Consider the following 14221-nt stretch of genomic DNA (forward strand, 5'->3'; position numbering starts at 1 on the left):
CATCCGCTTCCAGGTGCCGTCTCACCCACCGTGGTGAGGCGGCACCTGCGATTTCAGCCATCGGTCCGACGCCGACTCCTCGGACTCCGCGGACGACTCCCGCTCGTCGCTGGTCGTCTCGGGGAGTACGTCACCGAAGATCCGCGCCAGCCTCTGCTTGCGCTTCCACTCCGGCTCCTCCTGTTCGTCGGGCCGTTCCGTCTCGGGCGAGGTGTCCTCAGCCATCAGCAGAGACCGGCGCGTTCGCGTGCCGCCTTCGCCTCTTCGGCGATCTGGGCGAGCTCTTCCTCGGAAGCGCCGTTGCTGGCACCACCCGAGGCGGTGTCCGACGACTCGTCGGACGCGGCCTCGTCGCTGGGTGACGTCTCCGCGGTCTCGCCGTCGGTCGCGGTGTCGTCCGGAGCTGGGTCGCCGTCGCCCGAGCTCTTGCTCTTCTTGCCCGAGGCCTCGCCTGCATCCAAGGCTCCGGCGGCGATCTTCTTAGTCAACGGCTTGTCGTTGGCGATCGCCTTGAAGACGTTCCTTGCCTTCTCCTCATCGAGGACGACAGTGGCTTCAGGGTTCTGAGGATCGGCGACCGTGGGGATGGTGAGGAACTTGATGTTCTCCATCCCGATGCTCTGGAACCCGGCGCCGATCTGCGCCATCGTCTCGAGGTTGTCCTTGAGACCCTCATCCATGGTCAAACCCTTGGTCGCAGCGTTCAGGAAGCTGAGGACCTTCGTGGGACTGGACAGGGTGTCACCAGAGAGCAGCTTGGCCGCCATCGAACCGATGAAGGCCTGCTGACGTTTGGACCGGTCGAGATCGCCACCGTCTCCGAGGCCGTGCCGCAAGCGCACGTAGTTGAGCGCCTGTTTGCCGGTCAGCTTCTGCTCACCGGCGTCGAAGTGAGCGCCGGTGTACTTGTCGTCGACCTCTTCAGGAATGCAGACGTCGACCCCGTCGATGGCATCGACCATGCCCTTGAAGCTCGCGAAGTCGACCACGACGAGATGGTTGACGGTGAGGTCGCACTTCTCGCCGCACATCTCGCTGGCCACGGACTCCAGCTGCTCGACCGTGCAGGTCGGACCCGCGGTCGCGTACGCAGCGTTCCACCGCACGTACTCAGCCGGGGCGGTCTTGCCGTCCTCGGTCTTGCACGAGGGCCGGTTCACCATCGTGTCTCGCGGGATCGAGACGCCGTAGGCGAACTTCCGGTTGGCGGAGAGGTGCAGCAGGATGTTGGTGTCCGATCCACCACCGCTCTCACCGTCGACGCCGCACCCCTTGCAGTCGCGGCTGTCCGACCCCATCACGAGGATGTTGATCGGTTCCTTCGGGCCGACATCAGCGGCCTTCTCGCCGAGACTGACGGTGCTGATGTTGGACCGCAGGCTGCGGTAGGTGTAGACGGTGAAGAGCCCGACGATCAGCGCCAGCACGAGCAACGTCGAGCTGAGCACCTGCCACACACTGACCCGCGGCTTGTCGCGGTCCCCGCGCTCGTCGTCGGGGTAGGGAGCGTACGGCTCCTGGTAGCCATCCTGGGGCGGATAGTCGTCATAGGGCTCGTCGTCGTAACCCGCCGCATACGCAGCGCCCCGGCGGCCCGGGGCGGGATAGGCCTCGTGGCGGGCCTCATGCAGCTCATCACGCGAAGAGGTACGCCCTCGGGGCCGGTCGGCCGGATCGGGGCGGGGCGCGACAGTGGTCGCGGCGGGGTCGTTCCAGTCGAACTCGCGCGCGGCCGGCGGGGCGAGCTGCTGGTCGGGGGCCTGGGGCGCGGGAGGGGCCGGGTGTGGATCCTGGCGATACCACTCCGGCGCCGGCGCGACCGCGGTCTCCTCAGCGGAGGGAGCGGGGGCGGGCGGCGGAGGTATGCGGCGCGCAGGGCGCGAGGTCTCTCGCAGCGGAGGAGCCACGGCCGTTGCGTCCGGGGCGTTCCACTCCTGAGGGGCCGGAGGAGCAGGCGCCGGTGACGGTCGCGAGGTCTCTCGGCCCAACGCCTGATAGCGCTCGGCCCGGGTCGGCTCCCGCCGCACCGGTTCCGCGCGCGGCGGCTCGACGACGGGAGGCTCAGGCTGAACCGGTTCTTGGCGGGTGGGACGCGCAGCCCGACGGCCACCGCCCGATGATCCCGGCCCGGGAGGCGGCGGCGACACGAAGTCAGACTGCGGCCGCGCGGCTCGCCGGCCACCGCCGGGCTCCACCGACGGCTGGTCGATCGGTACGTCCGCGACCCGAGCACCACGGCCGGCATGAGTCCCCCCAGACTCGTTGCTCTCAGGCTCGTCGGCGCCGTACATCCACTCGAATCCGGACACGCCGGAGCCTGAATCCGCACCCCCACGTCGGGGAGGCATGGAGGCGTCAGGCATAGATCACCGTCACTCGTCGCTTGTCTTTGGGGGGATTCGGGTTGAGTCGACGGTGACTCAACCTACGCGAGGGCCCCAAGTTTGGCCCCTGACCGCATCGAACCCCAAACCGTAGTATCACCTGCCACCATGGCAAGATATTCGCGAATGCCCCAGTAGCTCAGTGGATAGAGCAGCCGCCTCCTAAGCGAAAGGTCGCAAGTTCGACTCTTGCCTGGGGCACCAATTCCAGATATTTCCCGATGACACCGCGCCTTATGAGGCGCTGTCGACGACCTCGAACCGGATCCCGGCAGCCTGCAGGCGATCCAGGAGCGCGTCGCCCATCGCGACCGCGGTGGTCACCGAGCCGGAGGTCTCGGGCAGCGTGTCGAAGGCCAGGCAGAGCGCCGACTCGGCGAGCATCTTCGCCGTCTCGGTGTAGCCCGGGTCGCCTCCGGAGGCCTTGGTGTGGATCTTCCGGCCGCCGGACTCGGCGACGAAGTCGACGGTAAACCACGACTTCTCGCGGCGGCCCTCGGAGGGTCCGGTGCCCTGCTTGACCCGCTCGCCCAGCTTGGCCCGCAGCGGCGGGACCTGCATCGCGAGGGCAAGGGCACCGACGCCGACCACGCCGCCGACGGCGTACCTCAGTGTCTTGGTCCCGGCGAAGTGCGAGTAGGTGAACGCGGGGCCGTAGGCCTCCAGCGCCCGCCCGGAGCGGGCGACGACGAACGGGTCGATGGTCGGCAGCGGCAGCAGCCAGTAGCCCAGCTCGCTGTCACGGCCGAGACTCGGCTTCGCCGGTCGAGACGTACGCCCCTTCGGCCGCTCCTCGAGCGCACGGCGCTCGCGCGACGCGGCTGCCATCTCCCGGGGTCGCGACATCTGCCCCAGCGCGGAGTGGAAGGTGCCGCCGGAGAAGGTGGCGTTGGAGCGGACGACGCCCTTCATCGTCAGCGGCCCGGTGATCTCACCGCCGGCGGCGAGCTCGCGCACCGTGAAGAAGGCCCCGAGGTCGTGCGGGATCGAGTCGAACCCGCAGGCGTGCACGATCCGGGCTCCGTTGGCGCGGGCGGTGGCGTCGTACTTCACGAACATCCGGTCGACGAACTCGGGTTCTCCGGTCAGGTCGACGTAGTCGGTGCCGGCCTCGGCGCAGGCCTTGACGAGCGGCTCGCCGTACTCCAGGTAAGGCCCGACGGTGGTGATCACGACGCGAGCACGAGCCGCCAGCGCGGCCAGCGACGAGGAGTCGTGCACGTCGGCCTGGAGGAGCTCGACACCAGCAGCGTCGAGGCCGTCGCGAACGGCCTCGAGCCGCGACAGGGAGCGGCCGGCGAGCGCCCATCGCAGTCCTTCGGGCGCGTTCTCGGCGAGATATCTGGCCACCAGACCGCCCGTGAATCCGGTCGCGCCGAACAGGACGATGTCGAGATCGCGAGGAGACGTCATGACCGCTACCTTTCCAGAAGCAACGAAATCCGAGACGGCACGGGTCTTTCAGTGATCAAATGTTGCATCAATAGGGGTACTCTTGAGCGGTTTCTTTCGGTGAATCAGCATTCGAGTGAACGACCAGACACCATCCCCAACCACGAGATGAGTGAGACGAGCCTGTGGGCGACGCGGTGATCAGCGTTCTGCTGGCCGACGGTCACGACGTTGTGCGTGTCGGCGTGCGTACGGTCCTGCTGCCCGAACCGGACATCGAAGTCGTGGGTGAGGCCCGCACCGCCGCCGAGGCACGGCCGCTGATCGCGACGCTCCGTCCCGACGTACTCATCCTCGACGCCCACCTGCCCGACGCCTCCGGGGTGGCGCTCTGCCGCGAGGCGCTCGCGATGAAGAGCGACATCCGCTGCATGATCCTGGCCACCGACGCCGACGACGAGGTGATGAGCCAGGCGATCATGGCCGGGGCGGCCGGTTACGTGCTCAAGCAGATCGAGGCGACGAGCCTGGTCTCCGGCGTACGCCTGGTGGCCAGCGGCCACACCCTCTTCGACCCCGAGGCGGCCGCCAAGGTGGTCCACAACGTCGAGGAGCGCCGCCGGATGCACGAGGTGGTCGCCGACCTGACTCCGCAGCAGCGTCGGATCCTGGTCCTGCTCGCCGAGGGCATCTCCAACCGGCAGATCGCCGACCGTCTGGTGCTGGCGGAGAAGACCGTGAAGAACCACATCACCGGTCTGCTCGCCAAGCTCGGCGTCAGCCACCGCACCCAGGCCGCCCTGATGGCGAGCCAGCTGCTCGAGGACGGCGTCGTGCCGCGGCCGGCTCCCCCGGCCGACGACGTGAGGCAGGCCAAGGGCGCTGCGCCCAACGGCGGGCCGATACCGCCGCATCCGCGTGGCCAGTCCCCCTCCCACACCCCTGGCCGATCGCGCTGACCGTCGCCTCGATCCAGGTACCGTGGATGGCATGTGCCGCAACATCCGCCCGCTCCACAACTTCGAGCCGCCCGCCACCAACGACGAGGTCACCGCTGCCGCCCTGCAGTTCGTACGCAAGGTGAGCGGCACGACCAAGCCTTCGGCCGCCAACCAGGAGGCCTTCGACCGCGCCGTCGCCGAGATCGCCCACATCACCCGGCATCTCCTCGACGATCTGGTCACCAACGCCCCCAAGAAGAACCGTGAGGTCGAGGCCGCGAAGCGCAAGGCTCGCGCCGAGGGCAGGTACGCCTCGTGACCCTCGCCCCGGAGGCGAGCAGCACCGACTCGTACGCAGAAGCCCTGGCTCTCCTGCAGGACCGCCGCCTCGTGGTGCTGACCGGGGCCGGCGTCTCGACCGACTCGGGCATCCCCGACTACCGCAGCCCCGGCAGTCCGTCACGGCAGCCGATGACCTTCCAGCAGTTCATCTCCGGCCCGCAGGAGCGGCAGCGCTACTGGGCGCGCAGCCACCTCGGCTGGCGGCGGATGGGCAGCGCGGTGCCGAACGCCGGCCATCGTGCCCTGGCCGCGATCGATCCCGAGCTGCTGATCACCCAGAACGTCGACGGTCTGCACGAGCAGGCGGCACCCGAGCTCGCCAGCAGCGGCCGGATCGTGACGCTCCACGGCCGGGTGGCCGATGTGATCTGCCTGTCCTGCCGCACCGTCAGCCCGCGTCGCGACCTCCAGGAGCGGATGGAGGCGCTCAATGCGGGCTGGGCCGAGGCGCACGCGGACGTCGAGACCCGGCCGGACGGCGACGTCGCGCTCGAGGAGACGCAGGACTTCGTCGTGCCCGACTGCGAGATCTGCGGTGGCATCCTCAAGCCTGACGTCGTCTTCTTCGGCGAGAACGTCCCCAAGGACCGCGTCGCCCGGTGCATGGCGGCCGTCGACGCGCTGGCAGAACCGGGCCCCGGAGCTCAGGCCCGCGACGAGCGGCACGAGGGGAAGGGCGTGCTGCTCGTCGCGGGCTCGAGTCTGGCGGTGATGAGTGGCTATCGGTTCGTGCGCCGGGCGGCGAAGGCCGGGATCCCGGTCGTCATCGTCAACCGCGGCGCGACCAGGGGCGATGCGGAGGCTACGTACAAGCTGGAGGTCGGAACCAGCGAGTTCCTCACCACCTTGGCGTCACGCCGAGCGTGACTGGATCGGCAGGTCGGCCATGCGGCCGGCGGCCTCGTCGACGGAGAGTCTGGCACCGATGAAGAAGTGGTAGACCGGGCCTTCGTCGATCAGCAGCACCTTGGCGCTGTGGTAGTCACCGCCGAGGTCGGTGAGCACGATCTCCTCGCCGCGCTCGAGGTGACGGGTCAGGCCGGTGTCGGTGTGGTGGACGGCGACTGGGCGGAACGTCTCATCCAGCTCGCGACCGCGAGCGGGCAGATGAACGACCTCCATAGAGCTCTCCCCTCCGGAGACCCCCGCAAGTCTCGACATGACAGCTGCAGAAGCCCACATCGGTAACCGGGCTTCCAGCAGGCCTTGCACGTCAAACATAAGCATCGATGACGTAATCGGTCCAGAGTCATGTGCCAGAATCTGCCGACGTCGAGAGAATTTCACCCGCGGTTGCAAAAGTGGGCCCGAAGTGGACACAGCGTTGCCACATCGAAGACGACTCGTGGAGCCGACGAACCTCGAAGCTGCGGGTCAGAGGGCCTTCACGAAGATGTGGTCGGCGGCCTCAGGGATGATCTCCGCGGTCTCCCCGCCGGAGCCGAGCATGACCCCGTCAGGGGTCGCCTTGATCGCGACGGTCTGGTCCGGGGTCGCGCCGACTCGGCGCAGGGCGCTCATCAGCGACTCGTCCTTCTGCATCTCCTCGGAGATGCGGCGCACCAGGACGGTGGCGCGCTCGGAGGTCGCTGCGGCCGTGAGCGACTGGACGCCGGCCATGAAGTCCTCGTCGGCGGGCTTGCCGCCGAGCTCGTCGAGACCGGGGATCGGGTTGCCGTAGGGCGACTCGGTCGGGTCGCCGAGCAGGTCGAGCAGGCGCTTCTCGACGGTGTCCGACATGACGTGCTCCCAGCGGCACGCCTCCTCGTGGACGAGCTCCCAGTCGAGGCCGATGACGTCGGTCAGCAGCCGCTCGGCGAGGCGGTGCTTGCGCATCACCCGGGTGGCCAGGCGTAGGCCCTCGTCGGTCAGCTGCAGGTGGCGGTCGCCCTCGACGGTGAGCAACCCGTCGCGCTCCATCCGGGCGACGGTCTGAGAGACCGTCGGGCCGGACTGGTGCAGGCGCTCGGCGATGCGGGCGCGCAGCGGAACGATTCCCTCTTCGACCAGCTCGTAGATCGTGCGGAGGTACATCTCGGTGGTGTCGATGAGATCGCTCACGGGCTAATCCTACATCCTTGAATCAGTCAGAAAAACCGAACCCAGCAGGGTGTGTCCCGAACGACGTCGGCCTGCAGGAGAGATCAGCTCGGCGCGATCCCCTAAGAGCCCTGGCGTTCGAGGGCCTCGTTGTATCTGGACAGCATAGCGCTGAGCCGGTCGATCTCGTCGGGACTCCAGTCGGCCAGCCGGTCGTTGAAACGTACGCGACGCTCGCGGGCCACCCGCTCGAGCCCCTCGCGGGCCTCGGCGGTCACCGAGACCAGGCTGGCCCGCCCGTCCTCGGGATCGGGATGGCGTTCGAGCAGGCCCAGGTCGATCATGGCCTGCACCATCCGGCTGACCGCTCCCTTGTCGATCCCGAGCCCGTCGACCAGCGCGGAGGCGCGCACCGGGCCACGCTCGGCGATCCAGGTCAGCATCATGTAGCCGCCGGGCGGCAGATCCGGGTGAAGCATCCGGCCGCGTGCCTTCATCGCCCGCTTGGCCCTCCACACGAGCACGCCGACCTCGGACTCGAGCCGGCTGAGCGACTCACCGCGAGGACCGTCCTCGAACTGCTCGCCCTGAGCGGCGTCGTTCATGGCTGTCATCCCTGTCATCTCCGGCCCGCTCCCCCCGCCTCGAGCTCCGCGGCGACCTCAGGAGCGATCTCATCGTCGGCGAGGTCCTCGATCGTAGTCTTGAGCGGAACCTCCTTGATACCCAGGATCGCAACCAGCGCGATGACCGCGCACGGGATGGCCACCAGGAAGAGATCGGCGGTGGCGACGGCGAAGGCGTGCTCGTAGAGCGCCTGCACGGCACTCGGCATGCTCGCCGGGTCGGCGAGCCCGCCGCCCTGCAGGCTCTGGAGCTCCTCGGGGGTCACCTTCCCGCTGGCCACCAGCTCGGGGATGCCATCGGTGATGACGTCCTCGACCCGGTGGGAGAGCACGGCGCCGAGCGCGGCGATGCCCATCGAGCCACCCATCGACCGGAAGAACGCGACGACCGAGGACCCGGCACCCATGTCCTTGTTGTCGAGGTTGTTCTGCACCGCGAGGACGAGGTTCTGGTTGGTGGCACCGACACCGAGACCGAGGATGGCCATGAAGGCGCCGACCAGGGCCAGGTTGGTGTGCTCGTCGATCGTGCTGAGCAGGAAGAGCCCGATCGGCAGCATGATGCCGCCGAAGATCAGGTAGCGCTTCCAGCGTCCGGTGGAGCTGATCAGGCGTCCGGTGACCATCCCGGCACCGGAGAGTCCGAGCACCATGCAGATCGACATCAGCCCGGCATGGGTCGGCGTCATCCCGCGGGCGGTCTGGAAGTACTGCTGCAGGTAGACCGTCGCACCGAACATCCCGGCACCGACGAAGAACGAGGCGAGGGTGGAGAGGACCATCGTGCGGTCGCGGAAGAGGCGCAGCGGGATGATCGGCTCCTTGGCGAACCTGCCCTCGACCAGGATCGCGAGGGCCAGCACGACGACGCTGCCGACGACCAGGGCGTACGACACCAGCGAGGTCCACGCGAAGGAGTCGCCACCCAGGGTGACCCAGATCAGCAGCGTGGAGACGCCGGCGACCAGCAGGAACGCGCCGAGGTAGTCGATGCTGACCTCGCGGCGTACGTGCGGGAGGTGCAGGGTCTTCTGGAGCAGGATGAAGGCGACCACCGCGAACGGCACACCGACGTAGAAGACGCCGGGCCAGCCCAGCGGGGAGTCGACGATCACGCCGCCGACGAGCGGCCCGATGACGGTGGCCAGGGCGAAGACCGCGCCGATGTAGCCCGAGTAGCGGCCGCGCTCACGCGGGGAGACGATCATCGCGATGATCACCTGGATCAAGGCGATGATGCCGCCCATGCCGAGGCCGGCGATGACCCGGCCGGTGATGATCACCGGCATCGACGGCGCCAGACCACAGATCGCCGAGCCGACGATGAACAGGCCGAGCGCGGCCTGGACCAGCATCTTCTTGTTGTAGAGGTCGGCGAGCTTGCCCCAGATCGGCGTGGTCGCAGTCATCGCCAGCATGCTCGAGACGACGATCCAGGTGTAGCCGCTCTGGGTGCCACCGAGGTCGGTCACGATCCGCGGCAGTGCGTTGGCGACCGACGTGCTGGACAGCATGGCGACGAAGAGCGCCATCAGAAGGCCGGAGAGGACCTCCATGATCTGGCGGTGGGTCATCTGCGGCGCGGCGATGGCCTGCGAAGACTGCTGGGACTCTGACAAGTGGTGACTCGGCTTTCACGAGAATTGGTTGAACATCGACAACCAATGTACGTCCGATTAGTTGCTAAACGCAACTTGTCGCCGGTCGCGGCTGATCCCAACACTGCAGAAAACGGGGCGACCCGCAGGCGGGCCTGGTGGCCGACCCGGTGGATGAGTCCGGTACGCCTGCGGGTCGGGTGGCTGCTGGTGAATTGCCAGCCCCCATCCGTAGTTGGGGAAGCTGCTAGCGAGCAGCCACCTCACGCATCCAATCGTTCTTCATCTGATCGGATCACCTCCTTTCCCGTGTGGCTCAACGGTAGGCGCCGGGTCATAGCGGGATCAAAGGGTTATTTCTCAGAGCTGCAGCTCAGGCGGGCTCCTCGACGAGGGCGTGGCTGAACTGCGACTGATAGAGCTCGGCGTACGCACCCTTCGTCTCGAGCAGCTCGGCATGGTTGCCCTGCTCGACGATCGCTCCGTCGCGCATGACCAGGATCAGGTCGGCGTCGCGGATCGTGGAGAGCCGGTGGGCGATCACGAAGGACGTACGGTCCGAGCGCAGCGCCGCCATGGCGTGCTGCAGGAGCAGCTCGGTGCGGGTGTCGACCGAGGAGGTCGCCTCATCGAGGATCAGCAGCGACGGCTCGGCGAGGAACGCGCGGGCGATCGTGATCAGCTGCCGCTCGCCCGCCGAGAGGTTGCCGCCCTCGTCGGTGATCAGGGTGTCGTAGCCGTCCGGCAGCGAGTGCACGAACCTGTCGACGTACGTCGCCCGGGCCGCCTCGAGGAGCTCATCCTCGGTCGCGTCCGGCCGGCCGTAGCGGATGTTGTCGCGGATCGTGCCTTCGAAGAGCCAGGTGTCCTGGAGCACCATCCCGGTGCGTTCACGCAGGTCGGAACGGGGAATGGAGGCGATGTCGACGCCGTCGAGGGTGATCTGGCCGGCGTCGAGCTCGTAGAACCTCATGATCAGGTTGACCAGGGTGGTCTTGCCCGCACCTGTGGGCCCGACGATCGCGACGGTCTGCCCGGGACGGGCCACCAGGGACAGGTCCTCGATGAGCGGCCTGTCCTTGTCGTAGGAGAAGCTCACGTGCTCGAACCGGACCTCGCCGGCACCGGCGCCGCTCCGGTGAGCGCCGACATCGGGCGTCTGCTCCTCGGCGTCGAGCAGCTCGAAGACCCGCTCGGCCGAGGCGACGCCCGACTGGAGCAGGTTCATCATCGAGGCGAGGGTGGTGATGGGCTGGGTGAACTGGCGCGAGTACTGGATGAAGGCCTGCAGCTCACCCAGGCTCAGTGCTCCGCTGGCGACCCGGAGGGACCCGACCACACAGACCACCACGAACATCAGGTTGCCGACGAACATCATCAGCGGCATCAGGATCCCGCTGATGAACTGTGCCTTGAAGGATGCGGCGAAGAGCTTGTCGTTCTCCTCGGCGAAGGTCTTCTCGACCTCCTCCTGACGCCCGAAGACCTTGACCAGGTCGTGGCCGGAGAAGGTCTCCTCGATGTGGCCGTTGAGCTTGCCGGTGTGGCGCCACTGAGCTACGAACTGGCCCTGCGACCGCTTCATCACGGCGCTGGTCGCCACCAGCGAGACCGGCACCGCGAGCAGCGCGATCAGGGCCAGCACCGGGCTGATCCAGAACATCATGAACAGCACCGTGACCAGCGTGAACAGAGCGGTCAGCACCTGGCTGAAGGTCTGCTGCAGGGTCTGGCTGATGTTGTCGATGTCGTTGGTGACCCGGCTGAGCAGCTCGCCTCGCGGCTGCTTGTCGAAGTAGGACAGCGGGACGCTGTGGACCTTCTTCTCGACGTCCTCGCGCAGGCCCTTCACGGTGCCCTGGACGACCGAGTTGAGGATCCAGCCCTGCACGAAGGAGAGCAGGGAGGCGACGAGGTAGACGGCGAGCACCACCAGCAGCGCGCTGCGCAGCGCGTCGAAGTCGACGCCCTGGCCCGGGGTGACGTACTCCATCCCGGAGAGCATGTCGGCGAGCTTGTCGTCGCCCTGGGCACGCAGACCCTCGACGGCCTCCTCCTGCGTCACCCCCGCGGGCAGCTGCCTGGAGAAGACGCCGCCGAAGATGATGTTGGTCGCCTTGCCCAGCAGCCACGGACCCAGCGACATCAGGGTGACGCTGACCGCGGCCAGGCCGATGGTGGCGTAGGCGTGGAGCTTGTAGGGCGCCATCCGGCGCAGCAACCGCTTGGCCGAGGGGACGAAGTTCATCGCCTTGTCCCCCACCGCGCCGCCCGCGCCCATCGGGCCGGGGCCGCCCTGGGGACGTACGATCCGCTCCGTCTTCTTCATCTGGCCGTTCGTCTGGTCGCTCATGCCGCGGCCTCCTCTGCGCTGAGCTGGGAGGAGACGATCTCCTGGTAGGTGGCGTTGCCGGCGAGGAGCTCCTCGTGGGTGCCCTCGCCGACGATGGCGCCGTCCTCGAGCACGAGGATCTTGTCGGCGTCGCGGATCGTGGAGACCCTCTGGGCGACCACGATGACCGTGGCGTTGCGGGTCTCGGGGGCGAGCGCCGCACGGAGGCGGGCGTCGGTGGCGACGTCGAGCGCGGAGAAGGAGTCGTCGAAGAGATAGATGTCGGGCCTCCTCACCAGCGCCCGGGCGATGGCCAGACGTTGCCGCTGACCACCGGAGACGTTGGTGCCGCCCTGGTCGATCTCGGCGTCGAGGCCGGTGCCGTCCTCGGGGGCCATCCGCTCCACGAAGTCACGCGCCTGGGCTACCTCGAGGGCATGCCAGAGCTCCTCGTCGGTGGCGTCCGGCTTGCCGTGGAGCAGGTTGGAGCGGACGGTGCCGGTGAAGAGGAAGGCCTTCTGCGGCACCAACCCGAGGGAGCTGCGCAGGGTGGCCGGGTCGAGGTCGCGTACGTCGATCCCACCGACGCAGACGACACCGGCCGTCGCGTCGAAGAGCCGCGGGATGAGGCCGAGCAGGGTCGTCTTGCCGGCGCCGGTGGAGCCGATGATCGCGACGGTCTGGCCGGGCCTGGCCTCGAAGGTGAGGTCGTGGAGGACGGGGTGGTCCGCGCCGGGGTAGGTGAAGCCCGCTCCGTTCAGGTCGACGTGCCCGTGCCGGGAGATCTCCGTGACCCCCGCCGCCGGCGGGGTCACGCTGGTCTCGGTGTCGAGGACCTCGGCGATCCGGTCGGCGCAGACGGCGGCGCGCGGGACCTGCATGAGCATGAAGGTGCCCATCATGATCGACATCAGGATCTGCATCAGGTACTGCAGGAAGGCGGTCAGCGGGCCGACCTGCATCAACCCGTTGTCGACCCGGATGCCGCCGAACCAGATCACCGCGACGCTGGCGACGTTGATGACCAGCATCATCAGCGGGAACATCGTCGACATCCAGCGCCCGGCGCGTAGCGCGACGTCGGTGAGCTCGTCGTTGGCCTTGGCGAAGCGCTCGGTCTCCTGACGCTCGCGTACGAACGCCCGGATCACCCGGATGCCGGTGATCTGCTCGCGCAGGATGCGGTTGACCGCGTCGATGCGCTCCTGCACCTTGCGGAAGTTGGGGACCATGCCGCGTACGACCACGGTCATGGAGATGAGCAGCGCGGGGATGACGACCGCGAGCAGCCAGGAGAGCCCGGCGTCCACCTGGATGGCCATCACGACGCCGCCGACCATCATCATCGGCACCATCACCGCGAGGGTGCAGGTGAGCACGGCGAGCATCTGGACCTGCTGGACGTCGTTCGTGGTCCGGGTGATCAGCGACGGGGCGCCGAAGCGGCCGACCTCGCGAGCGCTGAAGGAGCCGACCTTCGCGAAGATCGCCGCCCGCAGGTCGCGGCCGAAGCTCATCGAGCTGCGGGCGGCGAAGTAGACGCTGGTGATCGAGGCGAGGATCTGCACCAGCGCCACGCCGAGCATGATCGCGCCGATCTCGAGGATGTAGCGGGTGTCGCCCTCGGCCACGCCCTTGTCGATGATGTCGGCGTTCAGGCTGGGCAGCAGCATGAAGGCCGAGGTCGACAAGAGCTGCAGGATCGCGATGACGACCAGGAATCTCTTGTACGGGAGCAGGTAGTCCCGCAGGAGTCGGAGAAGCATTCAGGAGGTCTCTCTGGTCAGGATGCCGCCGAGCAGCACGTCGATGACGTCCTCGCTGCTGAGCGGCTGGTTCGTTCGGTTCAGACCAGGGAGCCAGGCCCCGATCGTGAGGCTGCGCAGCACCAGCGCGGCCTTGCGCGGCGGCAGCCGCAGCTCGTTCACGTGCGGCTCGAAGACGAGCCTCGTCAGGTTGTCGATGAGGGCCTTGTTGGCCTCGATGAGGAACTTCGGAGGACCGGGCGGATGACGTACGCCCTCGGGATCCGGCTCCTCCGTCACGGCCGAGCGCACGGCCATCATGACGAGGAGGCCGCGCTGCGACGTCGCGGCGAGCAGGTCGATCACGGCACGGAGCTTGTCCTCGATGTCGGCCTCGCCCTCCACCACCTCCGCCATCGACTGACCACCTCTGGTCGGGTCGAAGACGTTCTCGGCGACCGCCCGGTAGAGCTCCCGCTTGTCGCGGAAGTGGCGGAAGATCGTGCCTTCGGCGACTCCGGCCGCCTCGGCGATGAGCCTGGTCGTTGTCGCCGTGCCGTGCTCGATCAGCAGCGTCTCGGTCGCCGCGATGATCGCGGCGCGCCGGTCGGCTGCAGGAATCGGCTTGGCCCGCATACGTCGTTCGTCCACATGGACCAGCGTAAGTGAGTGAGTACTCACTCACAAACCTAATTATGGGTGGGTGCTCCTCCCAAACCCTGTTCGACCGGATGCGGACTAGGGCATGCTGGGCCCCACTGTCGGGCCGACAAGGGCCATGACAGCGGTGGTCCCGACAATCTCGACCACCGAATCCAGGA

The 14221-nt window shown here is 67.9% G+C and carries 13 protein-coding genes and 1 tRNA gene; 4 read left to right on the top strand and 10 right to left on the bottom strand.

The features are described from left to right. Window positions 1–21: 21 nt before the first annotated feature. Window positions 22–225, bottom strand: a complete 204-nt coding sequence (locus ACW14X_RS11330; RefSeq protein ID WP_160025532.1) for a hypothetical protein — start codon at window positions 223–225, stop codon at window positions 22–24. Beyond that, complete coding sequence (locus ACW14X_RS11335) at window positions 225–1907, bottom strand: LCP family protein (protein ID WP_457165661.1); 1683 nt, start codon at window positions 1905–1907, stop codon at window positions 225–227. Before ACW14X_RS11335 ends, ACW14X_RS11330 begins: the two co-directional genes overlap by 1 nt. Before the next feature lie 605 nt (window positions 1908–2512). Between ACW14X_RS11335 and ACW14X_RS11340 the strand changes: the two genes are divergently transcribed. Next, window positions 2513–2588 (top strand) — tRNA-Arg (locus tag ACW14X_RS11340). 30 nt (window positions 2589–2618) lie between these two features. On the opposite strand, the gene ACW14X_RS11345 is transcribed toward ACW14X_RS11340, so the two are convergent. After that, entirely contained in the window at window positions 2619–3797 is a 1179-nt protein-coding gene (locus ACW14X_RS11345; RefSeq protein ID WP_457165662.1) for a saccharopine dehydrogenase family protein, read from the bottom strand. Between the two features lie 176 nt (window positions 3798–3973). Between ACW14X_RS11345 and ACW14X_RS11350 the strand changes: the two genes are divergently transcribed. From ACW14X_RS11350 to ACW14X_RS11360, 3 genes are read left to right on the top strand one after another with little or no spacing between them, the layout of a single operon-like run. Then, on the top strand, window positions 3974–4735 hold the full coding sequence (locus tag ACW14X_RS11350) for a LuxR C-terminal-related transcriptional regulator (RefSeq protein ID WP_160025538.1): 762 nt from the start codon (window positions 3974–3976) through the stop codon (window positions 4733–4735). A 31-nt stretch (window positions 4736–4766) separates the two neighbouring features. Beyond that, entirely contained in the window at window positions 4767–5036 is a 270-nt protein-coding gene (locus ACW14X_RS11355) for a DUF2277 domain-containing protein (protein WP_160025540.1), read from the top strand. Then, entirely contained in the window at window positions 5033–5926 is an 894-nt protein-coding gene (locus tag ACW14X_RS11360) for a Sir2 family NAD-dependent protein deacetylase (protein ID WP_350836557.1), read from the top strand. Before ACW14X_RS11355 ends, ACW14X_RS11360 begins: the two co-directional genes overlap by 4 nt. Here the strand turns inward: ACW14X_RS11360 and ACW14X_RS11365 are convergent. The 7 genes from ACW14X_RS11365 to ACW14X_RS11395 all read right to left on the bottom strand — a co-directional run bounded on the left by ACW14X_RS11365 (window position 5912) and on the right by ACW14X_RS11395 (window position 14051). Then, entirely contained in the window at window positions 5912–6181 is a 270-nt protein-coding gene (locus ACW14X_RS11365) for a hypothetical protein (protein WP_160025542.1), read from the bottom strand. The two genes, ACW14X_RS11360 and ACW14X_RS11365, sit on opposite strands and share 15 nt — an antisense overlap. A gap of 252 nt (window positions 6182–6433) precedes the next feature. Then, window positions 6434–7120: a metal-dependent transcriptional regulator gene (locus ACW14X_RS11370; RefSeq protein ID WP_160025543.1), complete on the bottom strand. Its 687-nt coding sequence runs from the start codon at window positions 7118–7120 to the stop codon at window positions 6434–6436. 101 nt (window positions 7121–7221) lie between these two features. Next, window positions 7222–7704: a MarR family winged helix-turn-helix transcriptional regulator gene (locus ACW14X_RS11375; RefSeq protein WP_457165663.1), complete on the bottom strand. Its 483-nt coding sequence runs from the start codon at window positions 7702–7704 to the stop codon at window positions 7222–7224. Between the two features lie 14 nt (window positions 7705–7718). Further along, complete coding sequence (locus ACW14X_RS11380) at window positions 7719–9344, bottom strand: MDR family MFS transporter (protein WP_457165664.1); 1626 nt, start codon at window positions 9342–9344, stop codon at window positions 7719–7721. 352 nt (window positions 9345–9696) lie between these two features. Next, window positions 9697–11676, bottom strand: coding sequence for an ABC transporter ATP-binding protein (locus ACW14X_RS11385; protein WP_457165665.1), 1980 nt, complete (start codon window positions 11674–11676; stop codon window positions 9697–9699). Further along, a complete protein-coding gene (locus tag ACW14X_RS11390; protein WP_457165666.1) occupies window positions 11673–13421 on the bottom strand; it encodes an ABC transporter ATP-binding protein in 1749 nt (582 codons plus the stop codon). Before ACW14X_RS11390 ends, ACW14X_RS11385 begins: the two co-directional genes overlap by 4 nt. Further along, window positions 13422–14051, bottom strand: a complete 630-nt coding sequence (locus ACW14X_RS11395; RefSeq protein ID WP_457165667.1) for a TetR/AcrR family transcriptional regulator — start codon at window positions 14049–14051, stop codon at window positions 13422–13424. Between the last annotated feature and the right edge of the window lie 170 nt (window positions 14052–14221).

This window comes from Nocardioides sp. YJ-D4 (genome assembly GCF_054031495.1).

Bases quoted from the DNA above. Each gene is read 5' to 3' on its own strand.
- ACW14X_RS11330 (WP_160025532.1), bottom strand. From the start codon at position 225: ATGGCTGAGGACACCTCGCCCGAGACGGAACGGCCCGACGAACAGGAG.
- ACW14X_RS11345 (WP_457165662.1), bottom strand. From the start codon at position 3,797: ATGACGTCTCCTCGCGATCTCGACATCGTCCTGTTCGGCGCGACCGGA.
- ACW14X_RS11355 (WP_160025540.1), top strand. From the start codon at position 4,767: ATGTGCCGCAACATCCGCCCGCTCCACAACTTCGAGCCGCCCGCCACC.
- ACW14X_RS11365 (WP_160025542.1), bottom strand. From the start codon at position 6,181: ATGGAGGTCGTTCATCTGCCCGCTCGCGGTCGCGAGCTGGATGAGACG.
- ACW14X_RS11375 (WP_457165663.1), bottom strand. From the start codon at position 7,704: ATGAACGACGCCGCTCAGGGCGAGCAGTTCGAGGACGGTCCTCGCGGT.
- ACW14X_RS11385 (WP_457165665.1), bottom strand. From the start codon at position 11,676: ATGAGCGACCAGACGAACGGCCAGATGAAGAAGACGGAGCGGATCGTA.
- ACW14X_RS11390 (WP_457165666.1), bottom strand. From the start codon at position 13,421: ATGCTTCTCCGACTCCTGCGGGACTACCTGCTCCCGTACAAGAGATTC.